This window comes from Bradyrhizobium jicamae, assembly GCF_001440395.1.
Classification (GTDB): domain Bacteria; phylum Pseudomonadota; class Alphaproteobacteria; order Rhizobiales; family Xanthobacteraceae; genus Bradyrhizobium; species Bradyrhizobium jicamae.
This window is the reverse complement of record NZ_LLXZ01000197.1, coordinates 36823-61303: the sequence shown is the minus strand read 5'-3', so window position 1 is coordinate 61303 and position 24481 is coordinate 36823. Positions and strand designations below refer to the sequence as shown.

24 protein-coding genes are annotated in these 24481 nt (G+C 63.6%); 16 read left to right on the top strand and 8 right to left on the bottom strand.

The window, feature by feature from the left end:
- Positions 1 to 49 precede the first annotated feature (49 nt).
- From modA to CQ12_RS34060, 4 genes are all read left to right on the top strand, one after another.
- Positions 50 to 835, top strand: a complete 786-nt coding sequence (gene modA, locus CQ12_RS34075) for a molybdate ABC transporter substrate-binding protein (RefSeq protein ID WP_057839735.1) — start codon at positions 50 to 52, stop codon at positions 833 to 835.
- Positions 835 to 1530, top strand: a complete 696-nt coding sequence (modB, locus tag CQ12_RS34070; RefSeq protein WP_057839650.1) for a molybdate ABC transporter permease subunit — start codon at positions 835 to 837, stop codon at positions 1528 to 1530. The genes modA and modB overlap by 1 nt, the downstream gene beginning before the upstream one ends.
- A 2-nt stretch (positions 1531 to 1532) precedes the next feature.
- Complete coding sequence (gene modC, locus CQ12_RS34065) at positions 1533 to 2192, top strand: molybdenum ABC transporter ATP-binding protein (RefSeq protein WP_057839649.1); 660 nt, start codon at positions 1533 to 1535, stop codon at positions 2190 to 2192.
- A 278-nt stretch (positions 2193 to 2470) separates the two neighbouring features.
- Positions 2471 to 3178, top strand: a complete 708-nt coding sequence (locus CQ12_RS34060; RefSeq protein ID WP_083519594.1) for a DUF2865 domain-containing protein — start codon at positions 2471 to 2473, stop codon at positions 3176 to 3178.
- Positions 3179 to 3190: 12 nt separating this feature from the next.
- On the opposite strand, the gene ilvD is transcribed toward CQ12_RS34060, so the two are convergent.
- The 4 genes from ilvD to CQ12_RS34040 all read right to left on the bottom strand — a co-directional run bounded on the left by ilvD (position 3191) and on the right by CQ12_RS34040 (position 7593).
- Complete coding sequence (ilvD, locus tag CQ12_RS34055; protein WP_057839648.1) at positions 3191 to 5035, bottom strand: dihydroxy-acid dehydratase; 1845 nt, start codon at positions 5033 to 5035, stop codon at positions 3191 to 3193.
- A gap of 137 nt (positions 5036 to 5172) precedes the next feature.
- Positions 5173 to 6366, bottom strand: coding sequence for a CaiB/BaiF CoA transferase family protein (locus tag CQ12_RS34050; protein ID WP_057839647.1), 1194 nt, complete (start codon positions 6364 to 6366; stop codon positions 5173 to 5175).
- A 29-nt stretch (positions 6367 to 6395) separates the two neighbouring features.
- On the bottom strand, positions 6396 to 6623 hold the full coding sequence (locus CQ12_RS34045) for a hypothetical protein (RefSeq protein ID WP_057839646.1): 228 nt from the start codon (positions 6621 to 6623) through the stop codon (positions 6396 to 6398).
- 40 nt (positions 6624 to 6663) lie between these two features.
- The gene (locus CQ12_RS34040; RefSeq protein WP_057839645.1) at positions 6664 to 7593 is read right to left on the bottom strand and encodes a hypothetical protein; all 930 of its coding nucleotides are present in this window, start codon (positions 7591 to 7593) and stop codon (positions 6664 to 6666) included.
- 277 nt (positions 7594 to 7870) lie between these two features.
- On the opposite strand from CQ12_RS34040, the gene CQ12_RS34035 reads away from it, so the two are divergent.
- Positions 7871 to 8080: a dodecin gene (locus tag CQ12_RS34035; protein ID WP_157088651.1), complete on the top strand. Its 210-nt coding sequence runs from the start codon at positions 7871 to 7873 to the stop codon at positions 8078 to 8080.
- A 14-nt stretch (positions 8081 to 8094) separates the two neighbouring features.
- Here the strand turns inward: CQ12_RS34035 and CQ12_RS34030 are convergent, their stop codons facing one another.
- Positions 8095 to 9888 carry a potassium/proton antiporter gene (locus CQ12_RS34030; protein ID WP_057839644.1) on the bottom strand — a complete coding sequence of 598 codons (1794 nt, stop codon included), beginning with the start codon at positions 9886 to 9888 and terminating at the stop codon, positions 8095 to 8097.
- A gap of 225 nt (positions 9889 to 10113) precedes the next feature.
- Here CQ12_RS34030 and CQ12_RS34025 point away from each other — a divergent pair, with 225 nt between their 5' ends.
- From CQ12_RS34025 to radC, 5 genes are all read left to right on the top strand, one after another.
- Positions 10114 to 11430 carry a mechanosensitive ion channel family protein gene (locus tag CQ12_RS34025; protein WP_057839643.1) on the top strand — a complete coding sequence of 439 codons (1317 nt, stop codon included), beginning with the start codon at positions 10114 to 10116 and terminating at the stop codon, positions 11428 to 11430.
- A 114-nt stretch (positions 11431 to 11544) separates the two neighbouring features.
- Positions 11545 to 12369: a type I methionyl aminopeptidase gene (map, locus tag CQ12_RS34020; protein WP_057839642.1), complete on the top strand. Its 825-nt coding sequence runs from the start codon at positions 11545 to 11547 to the stop codon at positions 12367 to 12369.
- Positions 12370 to 12449: 80 nt separating this feature from the next.
- Positions 12450 to 13406, top strand: coding sequence for an SMP-30/gluconolactonase/LRE family protein (locus CQ12_RS34015; RefSeq protein WP_083519602.1), 957 nt, complete (start codon positions 12450 to 12452; stop codon positions 13404 to 13406).
- 149 nt (positions 13407 to 13555) lie between these two features.
- Positions 13556 to 14515, top strand: a complete 960-nt coding sequence (locus CQ12_RS34010; protein WP_057839641.1) for an MBL fold metallo-hydrolase — start codon at positions 13556 to 13558, stop codon at positions 14513 to 14515.
- Between the two features lie 116 nt (positions 14516 to 14631).
- Positions 14632 to 15345, top strand: coding sequence for a RadC family protein (radC, locus tag CQ12_RS34005; protein WP_057839732.1), 714 nt, complete (start codon positions 14632 to 14634; stop codon positions 15343 to 15345).
- A gap of 70 nt (positions 15346 to 15415) precedes the next feature.
- Here the strand turns inward: radC and CQ12_RS34000 are convergent, their stop codons facing one another.
- Complete coding sequence (locus CQ12_RS34000) at positions 15416 to 16672, bottom strand: flavin-dependent oxidoreductase (RefSeq protein ID WP_057839640.1); 1257 nt, start codon at positions 16670 to 16672, stop codon at positions 15416 to 15418.
- Between the two features lie 142 nt (positions 16673 to 16814).
- Here CQ12_RS34000 and CQ12_RS33995 point away from each other — a divergent pair, with 142 nt between their 5' ends.
- Positions 16815 to 17753: a LysR family transcriptional regulator gene (locus tag CQ12_RS33995; RefSeq protein ID WP_057839639.1), complete on the top strand. Its 939-nt coding sequence runs from the start codon at positions 16815 to 16817 to the stop codon at positions 17751 to 17753.
- A 112-nt stretch (positions 17754 to 17865) separates the two neighbouring features.
- Here CQ12_RS33995 and CQ12_RS33990 read toward each other — a convergent pair whose 3' ends face one another.
- Positions 17866 to 18672, bottom strand: a complete 807-nt coding sequence (locus tag CQ12_RS33990; RefSeq protein ID WP_057839638.1) for an IclR family transcriptional regulator domain-containing protein — start codon at positions 18670 to 18672, stop codon at positions 17866 to 17868.
- 199 nt (positions 18673 to 18871) lie between these two features.
- Here CQ12_RS33990 and CQ12_RS33985 point away from each other — a divergent pair, with 199 nt between their 5' ends.
- The 5 genes from CQ12_RS33985 (at position 18872) to CQ12_RS33965 (ending at position 23584) form a co-directional block, all read left to right on the top strand.
- The gene (locus CQ12_RS33985) at positions 18872 to 19864 is read left to right on the top strand and encodes a Bug family tripartite tricarboxylate transporter substrate binding protein (RefSeq protein WP_198164324.1); all 993 of its coding nucleotides are present in this window, start codon (positions 18872 to 18874) and stop codon (positions 19862 to 19864) included.
- Positions 19865 to 20189: 325 nt separating this feature from the next.
- On the top strand, positions 20190 to 20759 hold the full coding sequence (locus CQ12_RS33980) for an HdeD family acid-resistance protein (protein ID WP_057839636.1): 570 nt from the start codon (positions 20190 to 20192) through the stop codon (positions 20757 to 20759).
- Positions 20760 to 20817: 58 nt separating this feature from the next.
- Complete coding sequence (locus CQ12_RS33975) at positions 20818 to 21048, top strand: LapA family protein (protein ID WP_057839731.1); 231 nt, start codon at positions 20818 to 20820, stop codon at positions 21046 to 21048.
- 38 nt (positions 21049 to 21086) lie between these two features.
- A complete protein-coding gene (locus CQ12_RS33970; RefSeq protein WP_057839635.1) occupies positions 21087 to 22115 on the top strand; it encodes a patatin-like phospholipase family protein in 1029 nt (342 codons plus the stop codon).
- A 14-nt stretch (positions 22116 to 22129) separates the two neighbouring features.
- The gene (locus CQ12_RS33965; RefSeq protein WP_057839730.1) at positions 22130 to 23584 is read left to right on the top strand and encodes a GntP family permease; all 1455 of its coding nucleotides are present in this window, start codon (positions 22130 to 22132) and stop codon (positions 23582 to 23584) included.
- A 51-nt stretch (positions 23585 to 23635) separates the two neighbouring features.
- Here the strand turns inward: CQ12_RS33965 and CQ12_RS33960 are convergent, their stop codons facing one another.
- Positions 23636 to 24316 carry a DUF1326 domain-containing protein gene (locus CQ12_RS33960; RefSeq protein WP_157088644.1) on the bottom strand — a complete coding sequence of 227 codons (681 nt, stop codon included), beginning with the start codon at positions 24314 to 24316 and terminating at the stop codon, positions 23636 to 23638.
- Between the last annotated feature and the right edge of the window lie 165 nt (positions 24317 to 24481).

Genomic DNA, 24481 nt, shown 5'->3' with positions numbered 1-24481 from the left:
CTGCTTTGCGCGCGGCAACCGCGACTCGCAATCATGCATGGAGCGCCCGATGAACCGTCTTGCCGGCCTTTTCCTGGCCTTCGCCATATCACTGGCAGTCACCGCCTCACCTGCCGCCGCGCAGGAAAAACCCCTGACGGTGTTCGCCGCGGCTTCGATGAAGAATGCACTCGACGAGATCGACGCCGCCTATACCGCGAAGACCGGCGTCAGGATCACCGTCAGCTACGCCGCCAGTTCGGCACTGGCTAAACAGATCGAACAGGGCGCGCCGGCCGACGTATTCATCTCCGCGGATACCGACTGGATGGATTACGCGATCGGCAAGAAGAACATCAATGAGCCGACCCGGGTCAATCTGCTCGGCAACAGCATCGTGCTGATCGCGCCAAAAGACTCCAACGTCGACAATGTGAGCATCGGCGCCGGCTTCGACCTCGCCAAGCTTGCCGGCGACGGCAAGATCGCCACCGGCGACGTGAAATCGGTTCCGGTTGGCAAATATGCCAAGGCGGCGCTGGAGAAGCTAGGTTCATGGCAAGCCGCCGAGCCGAAGTTCGCCATGACGGACAACGTTCGCGCCGCGCTGACGCTGGTGGCGCGCGGCGAGGCCGCACTTGGCATCGTCTACGCCACCGACGCCAAGGTCGAGCCCGGCGTCAAGATCGTCGGCACCTTCCCGGTCGATTCCCATCCGGCGATCATCTATCCGGTGGCGGCGACGACCACCGCCAAGCCGGAAACGACGGACTATCTCGCCTTCCTGCGCTCGACGGCCGCGAAGAACATCCTCGAGAAATACGGCTTCAAGTTTCTCGTCAGCCCGTCGGCCTGATGTTCGATATTTCGCCGGCCGAATGGACTGCCATCCTGCTGTCGCTGCGGGTGGCCGTCGTGGCGACGCTGGTGGCGACGCCGTTCGGCATCGCGCTGGCGTGGCTGCTGGCGCGATATGAATTCTGGGGCAAATCCGTCATTGATGCGGTGGTCCATCTGCCGCTGGTGCTGCCGCCGGTCGTGACCGGCTATCTGCTGCTGCTTGCCCTCGGCCGTCGCGGCCTGATCGGCGCGTGGCTCGCCGACAACCTCGGCATCGTGTTTGCGTTTCGCTGGACCGGCGCCGCGCTTGCCTGCGGCGTGATGTCGTTTCCGCTTTTGGTGCGACCGATCCGGCTGTCGATCGAGGCGATCGACCGCCGGCTGGAGCAGGCTGCCAGTACGCTCGGCGCACCGCCATGGAAAGTGTTTGCCGGCGTAACCCTGCCGCTGGCACTGCCGGGCGTGCTCGCCGGCATGGTGCTCGGCTTTGCCAAGGCGATCGGCGAGTTCGGCGCCACCATCACTTTCGTCTCCAACATTCCCGGCGAGACCCAGACCATTTCGTCGGCGATCTATTCGCTGATCCAGACGCCGGATGGCGACGCTGCGGCAGGACGGCTGGTTGTCGTTTCCACCGTGATCGCGATGGGCGCCTTGATCGCATCCGAATGGTTCGCGCGGCGCGCCACCAAACGCCTCCACGGAAACTGACCATGCTGCGCGTCGACGTCACCAAGCAGCTCGGCGAATTCTCGCTCGAAGCCTCGTTCGAGAGCCAGGGCCGCGTCACCGGCCTGTTCGGCGCGTCCGGCGCCGGCAAGACCTCGCTGATCAACATGATCGCGGGCCTGCTGCGGCCCGATCGCGGCGTCATCGCGCTCGACGGTGAAACGCTGGATGATACGTCGAAAGGCGTTCACGTGCCGCCGCACCGGCGCCGGATCGGTTACGTGTTTCAGGACGCGCGGCTGTTTCCGCATCTCAACGTGCGGCAGAACCTCGACTACGGCCGGCGGATGAATGGCGTTACGGAAGATGCCGCGCAGTTTGCGCGCATCACCGACCTGCTCGACATCGGCCACCTGCTCGATCGCCGCCCCGGAAAACTCTCCGGCGGCGAGCGCCAGCGCGTTGCGCTCGGCCGCGCGCTGTTGTCAAAGCCGCGCTTGCTGCTGCTGGACGAGCCGCTGGGCTCGCTCGACGAAGGCCGCAAGGAAGAAATCCTGCCCTATCTGGTGCGGCTGCGCGACGAGGGCATCCCCATGGTCTATGTCAGCCATGACGCCGCCGAACTGCGCCAGCTCGCGACGCAGATCGTGATGCTCAAGCGCGGCCGGGTGACCGCGCTCGGCGGCGTCAAGGTACTGACATAGGGCGACGTTTCGTAGGATCGGTGGAGCGCAGCGATACCCATCGCCACGGGCACCGGCACATTGATGGGGTTCACGGAGCCTGTCATCGGGCGCGCGCGACCCGTTGGCTCTACCCATCCTACTTGGCGACTGCGTTCCATAACGGCCGAAATGTGGCGCCTGCCGTGCCCGCTCGCCTACTTCTTTCCCTTTCTTCGCCCCGTTTAGCGCGCGTTTCAAATCCACGATTGCCGCAAATGAGAACTCAGCGCGCCCCTAACTAGCGAAGGAGGCGTCCGATGGATCAAGCGTTGCGTACCGAATTGTCCTTTCAGCGCAAGCTGCGCCGCATGCTTGTTGTTGCCGCCATCGCGGGCCCCATGGCGCTGGCGCCGGAGATGAGTTCGGCCGAAAACTTGCTCGATTTCCTTTTCGGCGGCGGCCCGAAGCAGCAACAACAGCAACAGCAGCCCTCGCTTTTCGGCAACATTTTCAACAACAATCCGCAACCAGCGCCGCCGCGGCCGGCCGTCGCAAGCTCGGGGCCTGCCTTCTGCGTGCGCAGTTGCGACGGCAAGTATTTTCCGCTGATGCGCGGCGCGGCCTCGCCGACCCAGTTGTGCCAGGCCTTCTGTCCGGCAAGCCCGACCAAGATTTTCTTCGGCTCCAGCATCGACAGCGCCTATGCCGCAACCGGCGAGCGCTACGCCGACAGCGAAAACGCCTTTGCCTATCGGAAGGCGCTGCGTGCCGATTGCACCTGCAACGGCCAAAATCCCGCTGGCCTGGCGCCAGTCGATATCGCGATGGACGGCTCGTTGCGCTCGGGCGACGTGCTCGCCACCGCCGGCGGGAATGTCGCGTATTCCGGTATACGGGTCGGTAATGACCATGCCCCGGATGTCACGCCGGTAGCGTCCGTTCCGGGCCAGACGGCGGAGGCGCGCGCCCGGCCGCAGGCTCGCCAAGCGGAAGGGAGCCGTCCGTCGGCGCGGACCCCGCAGTAAGCGCCGCAGCGCTTAGTCCGGCACGACGCGCACGGCGCCGCGGGCGGCGCTTGTCGTCAGCGCCGCGTAGGCCTTCAGCGCCATCGTCACGTTGCGCTTGCGCTTCTGGGCCGGCTTCCAGGCATCCGCTCCACGGGCCAGCATGGCTTCGCGGCGCTTCGCCAGCGTGGCGTCATCGACGGCCAGGCTGATCGAGCGCGATGGGATATCGATCTTGATGAGATCGCCGTCCTCCACCAGGCCGATCAGGCCGCCTTCGGCGGCTTCCGGCGAGAGATGCCCGATCGACAGGCCTGACGAGCCGCCCGAGAAGCGGCCATCGGTGACAAGCGCGCAGACCTTTCCGAGACCCTTCGATTTCAGGTAGCTGGTCGGATACAGCATCTCCTGCATACCGGGGCCCCCGCGCGGGCCTTCATAACGGACCACGACGACGTCGCCCGGCTTGATCTTGTTGCCGAGGATGCCTTCGACCGCGGCGTCCTGGCTTTCAAACACCCGCGCCGGCCCTTCGAACTTCAAGATGCTTTCGTCGACGCCGGCGGTCTTCACGATGCAGCCATCGAGCGCGATGTTGCCCGACAGCACGGCGAGGCCACCGTCCTTTGAGTAGGCGTGTTCGGCGTCGCGGATACAGCCGGCCGAACGGTCGGTGTCGAGTTCTTCGTACCGGCGCTCCTGGCTGAAGGCTGTCTGCGTCGGCACGTTGCCCGGCGCCGCCATATAGAACTTGCGAACACTCTCGCTCTTGGTCTGCTTGATGTCCCAGCGGCTGAGCGCGTCTTCCAGCGTCTTGCTGTGAACCATCGGCAGGCCGCGATTGAGCAGGCCGGCCCGGTTGAGTTCGCCGAGAATGGCCATGATGCCGCCGGCGCGATGCACGTCTTCCATGTGCACGTCGGCGACCGAGGGCGCGACCTTGCAGAGGACCGGCACACGGCGCGACAGGCGGTCGATGTCCTGCATCGTGAACGGGACCTGGCCTTCATAGGCGGCGGCGAGCAGATGCAGCACGGTGTTGGTCGAGCCACCCATGGCGATGTCGAGTGTCATCGCGTTCTCGAACGCCTTGAAGCTCGCTATCGAACGCGGCAGCACGCTCTCGTCGTCCTGTTCGTAGTAGCGCCGGGCCAGATCGACGATCAGATGGCCGGCCTCGACGAACAGGCCCTTGCGGTCGGCATGCGTCGCCAGCACCGAGCCATTGCCCGGCAGCGCGAGGCCGAGCGCCTCGGTCAGGCAGTTCATGGAATTGGCGGTGAACATGCCGGAGCAGGAGCCACAGGTTGGGCACGCCGAGCGCTCGATCACCTCGACCTCTTCGTCGCTGACATTGCTGTCGGCGGCGGCAACCATCGCGTCGATCAAATCGACCGCGCGCTTCTTGCCCTTGAGAAGGACCTTCCCCGACTCCATCGGGCCGCCCGATACGAACACGGTCGGGATATTGAGTCGCAGCGTCGCCATGAGCATGCCGGGCGTGATCTTGTCGCAGTTGGAGATGCAGACCATGGCGTCGGCGCAATGCGCGTTGACCATGTACTCGGTGCTGTCGGCGATGATCTCGCGCGACGGCAGGCTGTAGAGCATGCCGTCATGGCCCATGGCGATGCCGTCATCGACCGCGATGGTGTTGAACTCCTTGGCGACGCCGCCAGCCTTCTCGATCTCGCGCGCGACGAGCTGGCCGAGATCCTTGAGGTGCACGTGGCCCGGCACGAACTGGGTGAACGAATTGACCACGGCGATGATCGGCTTGCCAAAGTCCTCGTTCTTCATGCCGGTGGCGCGCCAGAGGCCGCGGGCGCCCGCCATGTTGCGGCCGTGGGTCGTGGTTCGGGAGCGGTAGGCGGGCATGATCTGTCCTTCGTGGAAGCGGGAAAGGCGTCTTTTAGACGGGAAGCGCGGTCGCTCAAAGCGGCTTGGCGCAGGGTCGATATGCGCTCGCCTGCCCAAAACGGGACAGGAACCGGGCGCCCCTGCCCCGGCTACCGCTAGACGACCTCGCGGGCCCGCAGTTCTGCGATCGCCTTCGTGTCGTAGCCGAGCGAGGCCAGCACCTCCTCGGTGTGGGCGCTGAGCGCGGGCGCCATCCGGTCGAGCCTGCCGCCGCCATGGGCGAGCTGAAAACCGCTGCCGGCGAAGCGCAGGCGGCCATAGGGCGTGTCGATCTCCTGAATGGCGCCGCGCGCCGCGATCTGCGGGTGGTCGATCACCTCCTCGACCTTCCAGATGCTGGCGCAGGGCGCGCCCGCGGCCTCCAGGATCGTCTCCCACTCGCGCGGGTCCTTCTTCGAGAGCGCCTCCTCGATGATGCCCCGCAGCGCGGGCTCGTTCTCCTGGCGGGCGAACCAGTCGGCGAAGCGCGGGTCCTCCAGCGCATCGGCGCGGCCGAGAGCGGTCATCAACGCCTGGTATTGCTTCTCGCTGTTGACGGCGAGCAGCAGATAGCCATCGCCGGCCTTGAACAGGTTGGCAGTCGGCCGGCGGCTCACGGCCTGATTGCCGGAAAGCTGCTGGCGATGGCCGGCGACCGAATAATCCGCCACCTGCCCGGAGAGGAACGCCAGCGTCGCCTCCAGCATGGAGACGTCGACCAACTGACCCTTGCCGGTATGGGTGCGCTGAAACAGCGCGCTCGACACGCCGAATGCCGCGGTCGCGCCCGACAGCACGTCGCAGACGGCAAAGCCGGCGCGGGTTGGCCCGGTCTCGGGATGGCCGGTGATCGACATGATGCCTGACAGCGCCTGGATCTTGCCGTCATAGCCGGCGCCCGATCGGCCCGGTCCGGTCTGGCCGAAGCCGGAAACGGCGCAATAGATCAGCCGCGGATTGATCGCCGACAGCGCGGCGTAGCCGATGCCGAGCTTGTCCATCACGCCGGGGCGAAAGTTCTCCATCACCACGTCGGCTTGCGCGGCGAGCTGCTTGACGATGGCGATCGCCTCCGGCTTCGAGAGGTCGAGTGTCAGGCTGCGCTTGTTGCCGTTGACTGCCTGCCAGCCGGGCGCGAGGCCACGCTCGGCCCATTCGCGGCTGAGCGGCGTGCGGCGCATGTCCTCGCCCTCGCGGCGTTCCACCTTGATGACGTCGGCCCCGAGCAGCGCGAGCTGGTAGCTCGCATAAGGGCCAGCCAGCACCTGCGTGAAGTCGAGAATCTTCACGCCTTCGAACGGTCGGGTCACGCTAGTTTCTCCTGGGGCCCCTGCGCAGCTTATATTTCTTCTACACGCAACGGAATGATCGTTGCCTCATCAGTCTCACGTCCAGGCCAGTTACCCCAGACCACCCTTGCCTCAAACTTCCGACCGCGGCGCGCAACTGTCATCTTTTCACCCACGACCGGCGCAGGACCTTCAAATAGATTCTCGTCGGGCCTCAGTTCACGTTCGGTGACGATCTCACCGTCCCGTAGTATGATCCGCTTCACCCAATAGGTCATCAGCTTCCCATTGGAAGATTTGAATGATGTCCGGGAGCGATCACGCCGCGCGGTTGCCGCGCGCGATCTCTTTCTGCTTGTCGAACTCGGCGCGGCGTCGCGCCAATTCTTCCGGGCTCATCTGCGCGATGTTGTTGTAGTCGAGCTTCCAGGAGGCTTCTTCGCTCCAGCGCAGCGGCGATTGCATCGTGGTGCGCGCGCCGGGGGCGGACTCGAGCAAGCGTAGCGCCAGCTCAAGCGTCTGCGCCTGTGAATCAGCGTCATGCGGCTTGCCGGCGGAGTTGCCGAGCGGGAAGTCCGAGAACAGGAAGCGCGGCGCGGCGGCGTGCTCGACGATGTCCTTGGCGCAGCCCATCACGACGGTGGCGATGCCGTTGGCTTCAAGATGGCGCGCGACCAGCGCTGAGGTCTGGTGGCAGACCGGACAGTTCGGCACGATCACGGCGACATCGACCTGATCGGCGAGACAGCGGGCGAGGATATCGGGCGCGTCGACATCGATGGTGACGCGGTGGCTGCGGTTGGTCGGCGCGCCGAAGAAGCGCGGTGCGACCTCGGCAATCCGGCCCGAAGCCTTGGCTTTCAGAAGCTGCGGCAGCGGAAACCAGGTGCCGCTGTCGGTGGCCGTGGTATGCTTGCGGTCGTAGCCGATATGCGAGATGCGCAAATCGTGCCGCTTCGAGGTATCGCCGTCATAGACCTGGTAGAATTTGGCGCTGCCATTATAGGCCGCGCCGGGGCCCTGATCGCCCTTGGTGGGATCATATTGCGCGGCGGTCGTGACGATGGTGACGCGCGATTGCGCCAGAGGCTTCTTCAGCGGCTGAAACGGCGCATCGACATAATGCGCCCAGCGGTAGGGCGTGGTGTAGCCGATCGCCGCGTAGTAGTCGCGCGTGCGCTGCATATAGGGGACAGGAGAATCGTAATCGGGCGCAAAGCCGAGTTGATCGTCTGACGGGGCGGACATTGTTGTGTCTCTCCTGCGTTTCCACCATGAGGTCAGCGGCTGACCGTCAGCTAAGCTAATGATAGTTCGCCTATTCCTCAACAGCGGAATGGGCCGGATGATGCATACCGGTTGCGCTGCGGTGGATCGCACGCAGGCCTTTTATCGTTGGCTCGCCTGGCGCTCTCCGCATCTGCACAAGTCGGCAGAAAGTCATGGAACTGAGAAGGTCGATAACTCGTTCAGAACCAGGCACCGAAGGCCGCAACGGAGGTTTGCCATGCCCGATACCGCCGGAATGAAAGATCACGTGTACAAGATCCTCGATCTTGTAGGCTCTTCCGAAAAAAGCATCGAGGACGCGATTCAGAACGCCGTCACCCGCGCCTCAAAAACCATTCGCGAAATGAAATGGTTCGAAGTCGTGCAGACCAGAGGCCATATCGAAAACGGCTCAGTTCGCCATTATCAGGTCACGTTGCGGGTTGGGTTTACCCTGGAGGAGTAGCCAGGCTACGGCGATCAAACTCCGGCGACCGACGACCAGATATCCGCAAGCTTGCGCCTGGCCTTTTGCCTGCGCGTCAGCGGCACCGCCTTCTCGTCGTCCTCGGGCAGGCGCAGGCCGACCACGTTGACCCGGCCGCCGCTGATGCTGCGCGCGACGAGCACGATCGGATCGAGCACGAGCTCGGCGCCCACTTTCGGCGCATGATCGAGATGGATGTCGAAATAATCGGCCAGCGTCAGCGCGGCCTGCTCGTCGCCGGTCGATACGCCGTAGATCTGGGCCAGCTCGCCGAGCGTATGCTCGCCGGACACCATGAAATCGCCGAGCAGGTGCGGGTCAGGCGCCGAGCTCGGCGCCATGTCGACAAAGAAGCGGTCCAGCGCCTCGGCCTTTTCCGGCGGCGCCAGCAGGTAGATGTAATCTCCCGCCGCGACCGGATCGGCCTCGACGGGCGATAGAATCCGCTCGTCGCGGATCACCAGCGTCGGCTTGGACCAGGATGGCAGCAGGCCGCGCCGGAAGTAGAGACTTTTCGGACGCACGGGATAGCCGACCAGTTGCTGCTCGAGCTGGCCGGGGAGATCGAGCTCGACGCGCCGGGGACCGCGGTCCACGCGCGGCAGCGCTACATGCAGCCAGCGCGCCGCCGGCGCCAGCGTCCATCCCTGCAGCAACAGCGAGATGATGACCACGACAAAGGCGACGTCGAAATAGAGATAGGCCTTTGGCAATCCGACCAGCATCGGAATCGAGGCAAGGAAGATCGCGACCGCGCCGCGCAGGCCGGTCCAGGCGATGAAGATCTTCTCGCGCCAGTTGAAGCGGAACGGTACCAGGCACAGGAACACTGCGATCGGCCGGGCCAGCAGCATCAGCACCAGCGCCACGATCACCGCCGGCCCGACGCTATCAAGCAAACGCTGCGGCGACGAGAGCAGCCCGAGCAGGACGAACATCACGATCTGCGCCAGCCAGGTCGCGGCGTCGAGAAAGGTGATCACCGAATTATGCGCCCGCGTCGGCCGGTTGCCGACGATGATGCCGGCGAGATAGACCGCGAGAAAGCCCGAGGCATGCGCAATCTGCGCCACGCCGAAGATCACCAGCGCGGCCGTGGTGACGAAGGGCGCATGCAGGCCCTGCGGCAGCGCTACCCGATTGAGCGCCAGCACCACCAGGCGGCCGCCAATCACGCCGATCACGGCGCCGAGCAGACCCTCGCGGGCGAGTTCGAACAGGACATGTCCGGGTGAGCTCTGGCCGATCGAAATGAATTCGACCAGCATCAAGGTGAGGAAGATCGCAAAGGGATCGTTGGTGCCGGATTCCGCCTCCAGCGTCGCGCCGACACGCGGGCGAAGACGCAGGCCCTGGGTGTGGACGAGCAGAAACACCGCGGCGGCGTCGGTCGATGCCACCACGGCGCCGACCAGGAGCGACTCGGTCCAGTTGAGATCGAGCACATATCTGGCGACCGGCGCGGTGACCAGCGCAGTAAGCAATACGCCGATCGTCGCCAGCACCATCGAGGGCGCCAGCACGGTGCGGATGCTCTGAAATTTCGTCCGCAGGCCGCCATCGAACAGGATCAGCGCCAGCGCCACCGACCCCACCAGATAGGTGGTGCGGACGTCATTGTAGCTGAGCTGGCCCGGCCCGGCATCGCCCGCCAGCATGCCGATCCCGAGGAACACCAGCAGCAGGGGCGCCCCGAAGCGCAGCGCGAGCAGGCTCGACAGGATGCCCGCCATCACCAGAACGGCCCCCAGAAAGATCGCGATGCTGACCGAGTCGAGAGAAGCCATGAACCTCTGTAATTATCGCAAATACTTGCAATTGCATCCTTATCGTTGCCACACTTGATCGCCAACCCATTTCTGCGATCGCGGCAATGTGCCCTGATTTAAGGGCTTAATTGACTTGGCCGGCCCAGGCCGGCCCATGTATCGATGGTCCGCCCGCCCCGTTTGTGGAAATCTGCCCACCGTTCGAATCAAATTTACCTGCAAGACGCCTGACGAGATTTACCGATGGATATGGCCCCCAAGGAAGTCATTGAGTTTCTGCAATCGACTGCGCGATCGGTCGGCGCAGAGGTCACCTCGCCATGGTTCTATCTGCAGTTCGGGCTGATGCTGATCGCTGCCGGTATCGCCTATGCGGCGGATGCGGCGATCCGCGCGCGGGTCGACATGACGTCGCTGGCGATGCGCTGGCCGTTGCCGCTCCGGCATTTCGCCCGCGTGCTGGTCGGCAGCGCGTCGACCGCGGTGTTCGCGGTCCTGGTGATCGCCGAGCGCGTCACGATGTACCACCTGACGTGGCCGAGCCGCAGCTACCTCCTGATGGTCGCCGCCAAGCTGGCGCTGGCGTGGCTGGTGATCCGGCTCATAACCTCGGTGATCCGCAACGCTTTTATCGTCAAGCTGGTGTCAATAACGGCTTGGCTTGTCGCGGCGCTGAGCATCCTCGGCCAGCTCGAACCGGCAGCGGAAACGCTGGACTCGTTTGCGATCGAGATCGGCGGCCTGCGGCTGACGCCGCTGCTGCTGATCAAGGCCGGCGCACTGCTGATCGCGGCGCTTTGGCTGACCAACATCGCCAGCAACTTCATCGAAAGCAGGATTACCCGCGCCAGCGACCTGACGCCGTCGGTCCAGGTGCTGCTGGTCAAGATCATCCGCATCGGACTGATGGTGGTGGCGATCGCGATCGCGCTCGGTACCGTCGGCATCAACCTTTCGGCGCTCGCGGTGTTTACCGGCGCGGCCGGCGTCGGCATCGGTCTGGGCCTGCAGAAGATCGTCGCCAATTTCATCTCGGGCATTATCCTGCTGGCGGACAAGTCCGTGAAACCCGGCGACCTCGTTACCATCGGCGACAATTCGGGCCGGATCAGCGCGATGAAGACGCGCTACATCTCGGTGGCCGCCGGCGACGGCCGCGAGTTCCTGATCCCGAACGAGGATCTGGTAACGCAGAAGGTCGTGAACTGGACCTATACCGACAAGAACACGCTGGTGAAGGTGCTGTTCAGCACCAATTACGACGCCGATCCGCGGGCGGTATGCAAGCTCGCCATCGACATTGCCGGCGCCGTGCCGCGCGCCATCAAGAACAAGCCGCCGAACTGCATCCTGACCGAGTTCGCCGAGGCCGGTATGAAGTTCTCCCTGACCTTCTGGATGCCCGATCCGGATGGCCTCGACAACGTCAAGAGCGACGTGATGCTGGCGCTGTGGGACGCCTTCAAGCGCGAGGGCATCCGCGTTCCCTATCCGGTCCGAGAAATCCGCGTCCGCGGCGGTGCGCTGCCGGTCGAGCAGGTGGTGGAGGTCTCCGGCTAGATGCAAGCCTTTTAAGGCGTCCCGGCGTACCAACCTTGGCTTGCACTGAGCGGTCGGATCATTAAATTAGACGTTCAAATCAGCCCTTTTCCGTTCCCGAAGCATGACCCGCCCATGAGCTATATCGAAGCAACAGATACCTCCTTGCGAAAAACCGGCCAGATCAAGCTGCATGGCGCCAGTGGCTTCGCCGGCATGCGCAAGGCCGGCGCGCTGGTGGCCAAATGCCTCGACGAGCTCACCGACATCGTCAAGGCGGGCGTCCCGACGTCCCGGATCGACGACTTCGTCCGTGACTTCGCCTTCAGCCATGGCGCCTATCCGGCGACGCTGATGTACCGCGGCTACCGCTACTCGACCTGCACCTCGATCAATCATGTGGTCTGCCACGGCATGCCCGGGGACCGCGCGATGAAGGAAGGCGACATCGTCAATATCGACGTCACCTTCATCGTCGACGGCTGGTATGGCGATTCCAGCCGCATGTATGTGATCGGCCCGATTGCCCGCAAGGCGGAGCGGCTGATCGAGGTCACCTATGAAGCGATGATGCGCGGCATCGCCGCGGTGAAGCCCGGCGCCACCACCGGCGATATCGGCCACGCCATCCAGAGTTTCGTCGAGCCGCAGGGCATGAGCGTGGTGCGCGATTTCTGCGGCCATGGGCTGGGTCGCATGTTTCATGACGAGCCGAACATCATCCATATCGGCCGGCCTGGCGAGGGCGTGATGCTGAAGCCCGGCATGTTCTTCACCATCGAGCCGATGATCAATCTCGGCAAGCCGCATGTGAAAATCCTGTCCGACGGCTGGACCGCGGTGACGCGCGACCGCTCGCTGTCGGCGCAGTTCGAGCATTCGGTCGGCGTGACCGCAACCGGCGTCGAGATCTTCACGCTGTCGGAGCGCCACGGCGAGAAGCCATACGTCGCCGTCTGAGGCGGCGCGTTCAGCCTGACCTGCTCGCGTCCCTGCGAAGCGCGTTTGTGCCGATGGCATTGCAGCAGGGACAGGCGATGATGATCCGGGAACGAGGCCTTCGAGCGGGATTTGCCGCGACCTGCCTGATCGCATCTGCCGCTTGTTTCGCAATCGGCACCGCCGCCGCCGAGGACGAACTGTTCGCGAGCAAGCGGATCACGCCGCAGGGCGAGTACACGTCCGGCATCGAAGGTCCCGCGGTCGACGCGTCCGGCAACCTCTACGTCGTCAATTTTCGACAGCGCGGCACCATCGGCAAGGTCGCGCCCGGCGCCACGCAATCCCAGCTCTTCACATCGCTTCCCGCAGGCAGCATCGGCAACGGGATTCGTTTCGACCGTGAGGGACGGATGTACATCGCCGATTTCAAGAAGCACAATGTGTGGGTCATCGCATCAGGCGAAACCACGCCGCGAATCTACTTCCATTCCGACCGGTTCAACCAGCCGAATGATCTCGCGATCGCCGCGGACGGCACGCTTTATGCCAGCGACCCCAGATTTGCATCGCCCTCGGGCGGCCAGATCTGGCGCATCACCCGTGGGCCTGACGGCAAGGGGCAAGGCAAAGTGATGTCCTCGACCAGGCGCCTTGGCGTGACCAACGGCATCGATCTCAGCCCTGATGGCACCACCCTGTATGTGAGCGAATCCAATTCGCGGCAGGTATGGGCCTATCGCCTCGACGGCAACAAGTTGCTCGACCCGCGGCTGATCAGGGGTTTTGCGGATTTCGAGGTCGACGGCCTGCGCACCGATGTCGACGGCCGGATCTATCTTGCCCGGCTTTCCGCCGGCAAAATCGCCGTGATCGGCGCCGACGGATCGCTCGAGCGGGAGGTGCCGCTGCGCGGCAAGGAGCCGACCAACCTCACCTTTGGCGGTCCCGACGGCAAAACCGTCTTCGTGACCCAGAAGGACGGCGGCTTCATCGAAGCATTTCGCGTCGGCCGCCCCGGCCGAGAACCCTGTTTGCAAATGCCTCGCATTTGCTGAGGCGTAGAGACGCTGCGATGCGGCAACATGCCTGCAATTGAAGCGGGAGCGCATCGGAATAGCTCGCCTTGTCCGGGGTAGTACTGCGCGAGTCTTCCGGAAGAGAAGGCTCTGGCGGGCTAGGGATCAAATTAAAGGGAGCAAGGGCAATGTTCGAGATTTCACGTCGCGATCTGGTCCTCGGAAGCACGGGGGCAGCGCTGGTTTTCGGCCTCAAGGGACCGGTTTCATTCATCGGCGCGGCGCATGCGCAACGCGCTGCCGACAGCCTCAAATACAAGGTCGGCGACATCGAGGTGTTCAGCCTGCATGACGGCATCATCGAGCGTCCGGTCACCGAAGGCATGGTGAAGAACGCCTCGCTCGACGACGTCAAGAAGGCGCTCACCGCCGCAGGCATCGGGCCTGACAAGATCGACAACCCCTTTACGGTCACCGCGATCCGCACCGGTGGCAAGGTTATCCTGTTCGATACCGGCTTCGGCGGCAACGGGCCGCCGACCGTTGGCAAGCTCGCGGACAACATGAAGGCGGCCGGCCTCGATCCGGCAACCGTCTCCACAGTGGTGATCTCGCATTTCCATCCCGATCACATCTCCGGCCTGTGGGTGAAGGAGACCAACGCGCAGGTATTTCCGAACGCGGAAATCATGATGCCCGAGGTGGAGTTCAAGTTCGCGACCGATCCGGCGCTGGTGGAGAAGGTGCCGGAAGCCAACCGTCCGTTCATCAAGCGGATTCAGGCAACCTTCCCGACCTGGAAGAACGTCAAGCAGTACAATGACGGCGCCGACATCGCGCCCGGCGTGAAGGCCATCGCGACTCCCGGCCATACCGTCGGACACATGTCGTTCCTCGTTGCTTCCGGCGGGCAGCAATTGTTCATCCAGAGCGACGTCACCAGCATCCCTCAGCTGTTCGTGCGAAACCCCGGCTGGTTCTCGGCGTTCGATGCCGACGGGCCGAAGGCGGAAGCGACGCGGCGCGCCTTCTTCGATCGCGTCATTGCCGAAAAGGGCATGATCGCCGGCTATCATTTCGGCTTCCCGAATGTCGGCACGCTGACCAAGGACGGCAACGGCTACACCTTCGCGGCCGTGAAGGCCTGATCGCAGGCTGGAATTGAAATGACCTGAAGGCGCCGCGCTCGGTGCGGCGCCTTTTCCTCAAATGCGCCCGCACTTTAGAGTTGCAAAAGCTCGCCGGCTCGGCATGGTTACGGCCGATGCCCGCCAGGACCAGCAATCCCCCCGATCAATCCACCGAGACGCCGCATTATCACGGCCACCGCGAACGCCTGCGCGAGCGCTTCTATGCTGCAGGCCCGGAGGCGCTGAGCGATTACGAGCTCCTTGAGATGGCGCTCTTCCCGGCACTGCCCCGCCGCGACACCAAACCGCTGGCGAAAGCGCTGTTGAAGAAATTCGGCTCTTTCGCCGAAGTCATTCACGCGCCTGTCGCGCGCCTGCGTGAGGTCGACGGCATCGGCGAGGCCTCGATCAACCAGATCAAGCTGCTCGCCGCGGCAGCACACCGGGTCGCGAAAGGCGAGATCAAGCGCAAGATCGCGCTCGCGTCGTGGAACGACGTGATCGACTATTGCCGGAGCGGAATGGCGTTCGCCGACAAGGAGCAATTCCGCCTGCTTTTCCTCGACAAGCGCAATCAACTGATCGCCGACGAGGTGCAGCAGACCGGCACCGTCGACCACACCCCGGTCTACCCGCGCGAAGTGATCAAGCGCGCGCTCGAACTATCGGCGACCGCGCTGATCCTGGTGCACAATCATCCAAGCGGCGATCCGACGCCGTCGCAGGCCGATATCCAGATGACCAAGGCGATCGTCGAGATCGCCAAGCCGCTCGGCATCGCCGTGCACGACCACATCATCGTCGGCAAGAACGGGCATTCGAGTTTGAAGGGGATGCGGTTGATCTGACGCCAGAGCTGACCATATCTGCCTGCCATAGGCCCTGCTTCATGCCGAAGGCTGGCATAGAAAGTGGGCCTCACGGAGAGACGTACGACGGCCGGTGGTTGACCGTTTGGACGTCGAGACCTGCGGCCTTGGCAAAAGAGGCGGCGATGGCATCGAGTTCGTAACGAGGGATCACATCCTCGATGCGGGAAAACCCATTCGGTGCGCGATCTTCCGCGAGTTGCATGGCGACTTCCGGTCCAAAATTACGATTTCGCATGATGATGTCGTTCATTGCCGGCCGGCGCTCAGCGTCGTAGCGTTCTAGTGCGGCCACCGCATCGTCAGTCTCGACCAGGGCGCGGGTCAGCGCACGGGCATCAAGGATTGCCTGGGAGCCGGCCTGGCTGCCGATCGGCTGCATGGGATGGGCGGCATCCCCGAGCAGTGTGGCGCGGCCGAATGACCACGCGGCGACCGGATCGCGATCGACGAGCGGAAATTCGTAGATGTCGGATGACTGCTCGATGAGAGCGGGCAAGTCCAGCCATGAAAATCTCCAGTCGCCAAACGTTGCCAACACCTCTTCCTTCGTCACGCGCCGGTTCCAGTCTTCGCGCGGCGCTGACCGGTCCGGCACCGTCTTTGAGCAAACCCAGTTGATCAGTAATTTGCCGCCTCGCCTCTCGCCGATAGGGTAGACGACGGCGCGCTGATGGAGATGGCCGGCGATGACCATGGTTCGGCCGTCCAGGAAAGGCTCAGCTTCCACCGCTGCCCGCCAAAGCACATGTTGAGCGAACCGCGGCGCTCCTTCCGCTGGATAGAGTTGATGTCGAACGGCGGAATGGATTCCGTCGGCGCCAACAAGAATGTCCGCCTCGTCGAGTTTCTCCGATCCAGACTGACGGTTGATGAAGCGAACTTTTACGCGGTTCCCATCCTGCTCAAATCTGGTCAGGCTCAGCCCGCATTGGACATTTTCTTCGCTGATACGCTCGCGGACGGCGCGGAGCAGGAGAAGCTGAAGTTCGCCGCGATGGACCGAATATTGTGGCCAGCGGTATCCAGCTGCGAGGCCTCTGCTTTGGCCATGGATGAGCTGACCGAACTTGTTGCAAAGATTCAGTTGGCGCGTGGCGATGCCGATTTCCGCAAGTGCGCCGCCGAGTCCAAGCTCGGTGAGTTCGCGAACCGCGGTCGGCTGCAGATTGATGCCGACACCGAGCGGTGCGGGGGCGCGCACGGCCTCGTAAACACGAACCGCTATGCCGGCTTGATGCAGGCTGAGCGCCAGGCTCAGCCCGCCGATGCCGCCTCCCGCGACGATGACGTCGAGATCTTTCATCTCTCCCTCGATCCGAACCGGCTCGATCTCCGAGCACCGGAAGTCATCGATGCTGATCGCAGTTGAATGCTGCCTCGGGTCCCTGTAGTTTGGAATTTCAATTATTTGACATCCCTGTAGCCTCCCGACTAAGGGGCGAGAAATGGAATGGTCTGACCGGATCGGCCGGCGCATCAGGCTGCGTGATCTTCATATTGTGATGGCCGTTGCCGAGGCGGGCAGTATGACGAAGGCGGCCCGGAAGCTCGCGATCTCCCATCCCGTGGTCTCAAAGACGATTTCCGATCTCGAGCAGACGCTCCAGGTGAGGCTGTTCGACCGCACCGCGCAGGGTATCGAGCTGACCAATTATGGGGAGGCGCTGCTCAAATGCAGTGTCAACGTTTTCGACGAGATGCGTCAGGGGCTGAAGCAGATCGAGTTCCTGACCGATCCGACATCAGGAGAACTCGCGATCGGATGTGCGGAGATCATGAATGCGGGCATCATGCCTGCCATCTCGGAACGCTTCCTGCAGCAGTATCCGCGGGTGCAGTTGCTCGTGGTTCATGCAGATATCGCGACGGAGCAGCTCGATCCCCTGCGCGAGCGCAAGGTTGAACTTCTGATTGGACGGTGGCCGGAGCCCTTTGTCGATGAGGACTTCGTCTTCGAACCGCTGATTCAGGAGCCGTTCGTGGCGGTTGCTGGCTTGAATAGCGAATGGGGGCGCCGGCGGCGCATCGAACTTGCCGATCTGATGCAGGAATCCTGGGTGATTCCGCCGTACGACAGCGTGCCTGGTAGAATCATCTCGGGAATTTTCGTCGCGAGCGGCTTAAAGCCGCCTCGGCCCGCAATTGCCACGTTGTCCGTTCAACTGACCACTGCGCTTGTCGCAACCGGCAAATTTGTCGGCATCCTGCCAAACTCTGTTGCCCGGTACAGTTCTCGACGCGTGGGATTGAAGATAATGCCGGTTAAGATGCCAGCTACGGAATATGCAATCGCTATACTTACCTTGAAGAATCGCACACCGGGTCCGCTGGCCAAGCTATTTATTGACCATGCGAGAGCTGTCGCGAGATCGCTATCAACGTGAACGTCTGCTTTTGGCTCCATCTACGACATCATAGGTTCGGCGATGTCCATTAGCTCGCCCAAGAATCCCAAGCCGACTCGCCATCAACGATAGACGTTGGGGATGGCTACGCCTACCTTGCCGGCCTCCTCAGGGAGCCCACGATCTCGCGTGCGGCGTCCTGCAGATCGGCAAGGTGCCGGGCGGCGAAGTCCTCTACCGTGAAGGCCGTCCTGATCCAGCGAAAATTGATCGAGCCATAAGCACGCCGACCATCGAACAGCGCCACGGCAATTGCGGCCGCCGCGTCGTCAACCGGGATTCCGCCGTATTGACCCGCCACATAGTTTGGGTCACGCGTGGCGTAGCCCCGGTGCCGCACTTCACCGAGAATTCGCTCGAGCTTCCTCGGATCGCGGGCGAGCCAATCCTCCGGGTGTTTGGATTTCCGAAGTGTGCGCAGAATTGCCTCGCGTTCCTTCTCCGGACACCACGCGAGGTAAGCGCGGCCGACGCCCGTCATCAGCCACCCCACCCGGCCACCAACCCGGGTGTCCAGCCCCGAGAGCACGAACGGACTGTGCGGAAAACTCGTCTCACGTCTTTCCATGCAGTCGCCGGCCGGCACGAACAGATCGGACGGCCATTTAACCTTCTTGCACAGCCGGGCCAGAATGGGTGCCGCGGCTTCGGCGACGCGGTCGTGCCGGTCCCGCTTTCGCACCACATCCGTGAAGACGCTGAGCCGATAACGGCCGTCGGCCAGACGCCGCGCGACCATGCCTGCCCGCTCCAGGGTGTTGAGAATGCGCAGCAGGCTGGGCTTGGAGATTGCCGTTGCAGCGTGGATCTCGTGCAGCGACGAAATCGGCTCGGCGTGCAGGAATTTGAGGACTTGCAGTCCTCGCTCCAGCCCTCTGATCGTTTCGACCCTCGGCATGGCCGGTTCCTGTTCTCGTCGAGCCCGGCATTCTTCACGTCCAGTTCCGCAGAGTCCAGCGTTCCGGTCTCCGGAATGCAACGTTCCGCTCTCCGGAATCGTCTCCGATTTCTGTGGTTTCTTGCACAACAGCGTCCGATCCTTCGCGCGCCGAACATCCGAGGCAGCACCATGCTGCGCATCCGCGAGGAGGGTGAGAATGGCAGCGCCAACATTTCGTGGAATGCGTTCGTGGGGACGCCTCCTGCTGGCAGTGAGCCTGGGAGCACTGGCCCAACCGGCGGTCGCGCAATCCTACCCGTCCAACATGATCCGTATCGTCGTCGGAGGCGGCGCTGGCGCGCCGCCGGACATCATCACGCGCATCGTGGCGAACGAGCTTGGGCAGAGCGAAGGCTGGCGGATTGTCGTCGAGAACAGGCCTGGGGCCATAGGGACGCTTGCAGCCGCCGAGGTCCTCAAGCAACCGGCGGATGGACATACCATCCTGGCCTTCACATTGGGCGCCTCGGCAGCTCCCGCACTCCTGTCGAACATAGCTTTTCGTCATGACACCGATTTTGCACCGGTCATCAAGGTCATGACCGCGCATCACGTCCTGGTTGCCAATCCGTCAGTATCCGCCAAGTCGATGAAAGAGCTTGTCGCCCTGCTGAAGAGCCAGCCCGACAAGCTTACGTTCTCATCCGGCGGGATGGGCACGCCAGCCCATCTCGCAGGCGAACAGTTCAGGCTTCAGACCGGGGTGCGCGTGACCCACATCCCCTACCGGGCCCTGCCGCAGGCGATCGGGGATCTCATCAACGGCACCAACCACTATCAGTTCGTCACGCCTCTGCCTGTTCTCGACCTGATCGCCTCCGGCAAGCTCCGGGCGCTCGCCGTCACGGCGCCAACGCGCATGGCAGCCCTGAAGGACGTTCCCACCGTCGCCGAGGAGGGATTCCCGGAGCTCGTTATCGAGGACTGGATCGGTTTCGTGGTGAAGAGCGGCACACCGGACGCCATCATCGGCACGCTGAACGAGGCAATCAACAAGGTCCTGGCGAAGGCGAACGTGCGCGAGACGTTCGCGAAGATCGCGGCGGAGCCCGCCGGCGGCACACCCGGCGAGTTCGGCGCGCATATCAAGTCGCAGATCGCGCACTGGAGCAAGGTCGTGAAGGACGCGGGGATCAAGATGCCCGAGTGACTGCCGAAGGGTGGCAAGGGCCAAGCCCGTGCCCGGATACAAAGCGGCAGAAGCACGCACGCCAACCTGACACTCTCACGCACTGGCATCGACGCTGATCTGGCGGATCGCTACCGCTCAACAATCGTCTCACAACGGGACGACCAGCATCATGCCGCGGCAAGGCTGCACGACGAAATCGCGGCCGAAAGTGCCGAAATCGGGGTGATCGCAACGCGCAGTTGCGCTAATATGCAGGTGTCGAGCATCCCGCGCCGCGACGCTGTCGCGGTCGAGAGACCGGCAAAACTGACGTCGGATAGGTTTTCGTTTTCGGAGGACCGTCATGACCAGCACTTCAGACACCGTGAATACAGCCGCTTTGGATACGGCGCCGCTCCGCGCCAAATGGGGCTGGATCGTCGCGCTCGGCGTCGTCTATCTGATCGCCGGGTTTATCGCGCTTGGCAGTGTCGCTATGGCCACTGTCGTGAGCGTCTTCGTCGTCGGCATCATGATGATCGTCGCCGGCGTCGCCGAGGTGATTAGCGCCTTCCAGATCAAGAGCTGGGGCAAATTCCTGCTCTGGGTCCTGCTCGGCGTGCTCTATATCATCGGCGGCTTCGTCACGTTCCAGAATCCGCTGCTCGCCGCGGTGCTGCTGACGCTGATTCTCGGCGCATCGCTGGTGGTCTCGGGCATCATGCGAATCGTGCTGGCCTTCAGCATGAAACGGGAAACGCCCTGGATCTGGGTGGTGCTATCAGGTGTGATCACGCTTCTGCTCGGCCTGCTGATCCTGGCGCGCTGGCCGGTGTCGAGCCTGTATATCCTCGGCTTGTTCCTCGGCATCGATCTCATCATGGCCGGCGCTAGCTATATCGGGCTCGGCTTCGGCTTGCACCGCGCTCGCTGAGCTATAGTTGGCGGACTGCGCGCGGCGCAGTCCCTTGATCGACGAAAGGGAGGCGCCCATGCGCTGGATCTACCTCGCCGTCATCATTCTGTTCGTCGCCGCGACCGTCATCTTCGCGCTGCAGAACTTCGAGATCGTCACCATGTCGTTCCTCGGCTTGAATGCCCGGGTACCGCTCGCGCTGCTGGCCGCCGTCGCCTACCTGCTGGGCGCAGCGACAGGCGGCAGCCTGTTCGCGCTGCTGCGTCGATCCTACGCAGAGTCGAGAGGTGGTTTCGGAACGTCCTGAATTGAGTGTCGCTTCATCTCCGGCCAACGAGGGTGACGATGAACGAAACAGCGCGCGAACCCGTCCTGATCGACCTCGCGTTGCAGGGTGGCGGCTCCCATGGCGCGTTCACCTGGGGCGTGCTCGATCGGCTGACCGAGGAGCCGTGGCTGCGGATCGAGGCGATCTCCGGCACGTCGGCGGGCGCGATGAATGCAGCCCTGGTGGCCGACGGATGGACGCAAGGCGGAGCCGAAGGCGCGCGGGCGGCGCTCGCGGCCTATTGGCGGCGCGTGTCGCAGGCTGCGGCGTTCAGCCCGCTGCAGCGCTCGCCGCTCGACCGGATGATGGGCCGCTGGACGCTGGACACCTCGCCCGCCTATGTCGCCATGGACCTGATGGCCCGCGTGGTTTCGCCCTACGATCTCAACCCGCTCGGCCTCAACCCGCTGCGCGCCATCCTCGCCGAGAGCATCGATTTCGACCGGCTCGCCCGCGCGCCGATCAGGCTGTTCGTCACCGCCACCAGTGTGCGCACCGGCCGCGGCCGCATCTTCCGCAACAAGGAGATCACCGCCGACGTGCTGCTGGCCTCGGCCTGCCTGCCGACCATGTTCCACGCGATCGAGATCGACGGCGAACCGTTCTGGGATGGCGGCTATGCCGGCAATCCGACGCTGACGCCGCTGGTGCGCGAAAGCGACGCGTGTGACACCATTCTGGTGCAGATCAATCCGCGCGAACGACAGGAGCCGCCGCGCACGGCAAACGAGATCCTCAACCGCCTCAACGAAATCTCCTTCAACTCGCCACTGATGAAGGAATTGCGCATGATGGCGCTGCTGCGCCAGGTGGCGGACCCCGGACACGGCGAGGGCGCGCGCTGGGCCGGAATGCGCACGCACCGGATCATGACCGACACGCTCGCGCAATTCGGCGCATCGTCCAAACTCAACGCGGAATGGGAGTTCGTTTCGCTGCTCAGGGAAGAGGGCCGCAAGAGCGCCGACGCCTTCCTCAAGGCACACGGTGGCGACCTCGGCCGGCGCTCCACCGCCGATCTCGATGTACTGCTGGCGGAGTGCTAGGAGCGATGACTCTGTTGGGCCTTCTCGGCATCCTGATCGGTCTCGGGCTTCTGATGCTGTTCGCGTATCGGGGCTGGAGCGTGCTGCTGCTCGCGCCGCTTGCCGCGCTGGTTGCCGCGCTGTTTTCCCGCGAACCGCTGCTGGCCCACTGGACCCAGACCTTCATGGTCAGCGCTGCCGGTTTTCTGGCCCAGTTCTTTCCGCTGTTTCTGCTCGGCGCCCTGTTCGGCAAGCTGATGGAAGACAGCGGTTCGGTTGTCGCGATCGCGAACTTCATGACGCAGCGGCTGGGCACGCGGCGGGCTGTGCTCGCGGTGGTTCTCGCCGGAGCGCTTGTCACCTATGGCGGCGTCAGCCTGTTCGTCGCCTTCTTCGTGCTCGCGCCGATGGCGCACGAGCTGTTTCGCAACGCCGGCATCCCGCGGCGGCTGATGCCGGCGGCGATCGCCCTCGGCACCTCCACCTTCACCATGTCGGCGCTACCCGGCACACCGTCGATCCAGAACGCGATCCCGATGCCGTTCTTCGGCACCACGCCATTTGCCGCGCCCGGCCTTGGCATTCTGGCATCGTTGATCATGCTCGGGTTCGGCCTGTGGTGGCTCAACCGCGAACAGGCCAACGCAAGAAACAGCGGCGAAGGCTTTGGCGATGGCGTGCCGATGCCTTCCGCACATCTTGCCTCCGACGAAAAGCTGCGCGAACGCGCCACCACCGCGCGCGAGTTCGATCCGGCGGAGATCCTACATGGTGCAGCAACCGACGCGCCGCCGTCGGCTGTGCTCGCAGGACTGCCGCTTGTCGTGGTGATCGTCGTCAATCTCGCGATGTCGTTGTTCATCCTGCCGGCGCTCGACACAAGCTTCCTCGCCGACGCGCGCTGGGGCGGAACGTCGCTCGCAGCCGTCGGCGGCGTATGGGCTGTGATCACAGCCCTCGCCTGTGCGATCGCGGCGGTCCTCGCCGTCAACCATCGGCGATTGCCGTCCCTGCGTTCAACCATGGACGCCGGCGCCAACGCCGCCGTACTGCCGGCTGTGAGCGTTGCCAGTCTGGTCGGCTTCGGTGCCGTGGTGGCGGCGATGCCCGCCTTCGATGTCGTGCGCGACGCCGTGCTCGGCATCGGCGGCGGACCGCTGGTCTCGCTCGCGGTGGCGACCAATGTGCTCGCCGCGCTCACCGGCTCGGCATCGGGCGGGCTGACCATTGCGCTCGACGCACTTGGGGGAACGTATTTGGCGCGCGCGGCGGAGATCGGGCTCGATCCCGCGCTGCTGCATCGCGTGGCGGTGATCAGTTCGGGTACACTCGACACCCTGCCGCATAACGGCGCGATCGTCACGCTGCTCGCCGTCTGCGGATCGACGCACCGGGACAGCTATCGCGATATCGTCATGGCCGGCATCGTCGGCCCACTCGTCGCCCTCGCCGCCGTCATCGCACTCGGCTCGGTGACGGGGTCGTTCTGAGCCATCGGCACGGCCAACCGACTGATGGGTGCCGTGCACGGGAACGCCGGGTCATGCGCCAAGCCATGCCGTTAGCCTTGATCTTTGCCTGACCAGGCCATCCTGATCGAAGTGGTGAACACAAAAATGCGCCCATGAATCTTCATACGCCATGTCCATGTCACCTGTGACCAACGTGGTACCCAGCCCGATTTCTGCGTAGGTGAACTCGAAACTTCCACTGGGACGCGCCAGCGCAATGTGGAATGGTTGCCCGGTGAACTCGTTGATCTTCGGCCTGCCGATGCTCCGCATGACGCCGGGTATCTCTACCCTCGCGGCTCTGCGTTCCAGGTCCACATCAAGATCAATCGGCAGGAACAACGTCTTGCAAAATTCCGAGCATGTGGACGCGAACACTGCGAAAAGATTGCTCAAGGGTTCGCATGCCTTGCCTGACACGATCGTTTCAAGCGCGATCCGTTGAGCTTCATCTGCACGCTCGTCGACAACGATCTGGCGCCGGCCGCCGCCGTCCTTGATTTCGCCAGGCCATTTGTACAGCGCCGCCCAGTTCAAGCCTGAGAGCGGCGTATCGTTGAAATGGCCTTCAACGATGGTGCCGACGAAGGCCGACTGGCAATAGCCGTGAGTACTCGGCAGGTTGAACTGGCAACCACAGTTCATGGCGCAATTGCAGTTATCATAAGTCTCGCTCTTGAATAGCCATTGATCAGCCATCTGCACCTCCATGATGCTCTACTCCCTCGCCGGAGCGATATTCTGGATAATGCGGAAGAAGTTGTCCGGGTCATTGGTCGCCTGCACGCTGCGAGCCGCATCGCTGACGCCATGATTCGCAATCAAACGAGTGTCGGCTCTGAGCCGCCGGGTTAGAACCGCGGGCTTTCAAGGTCG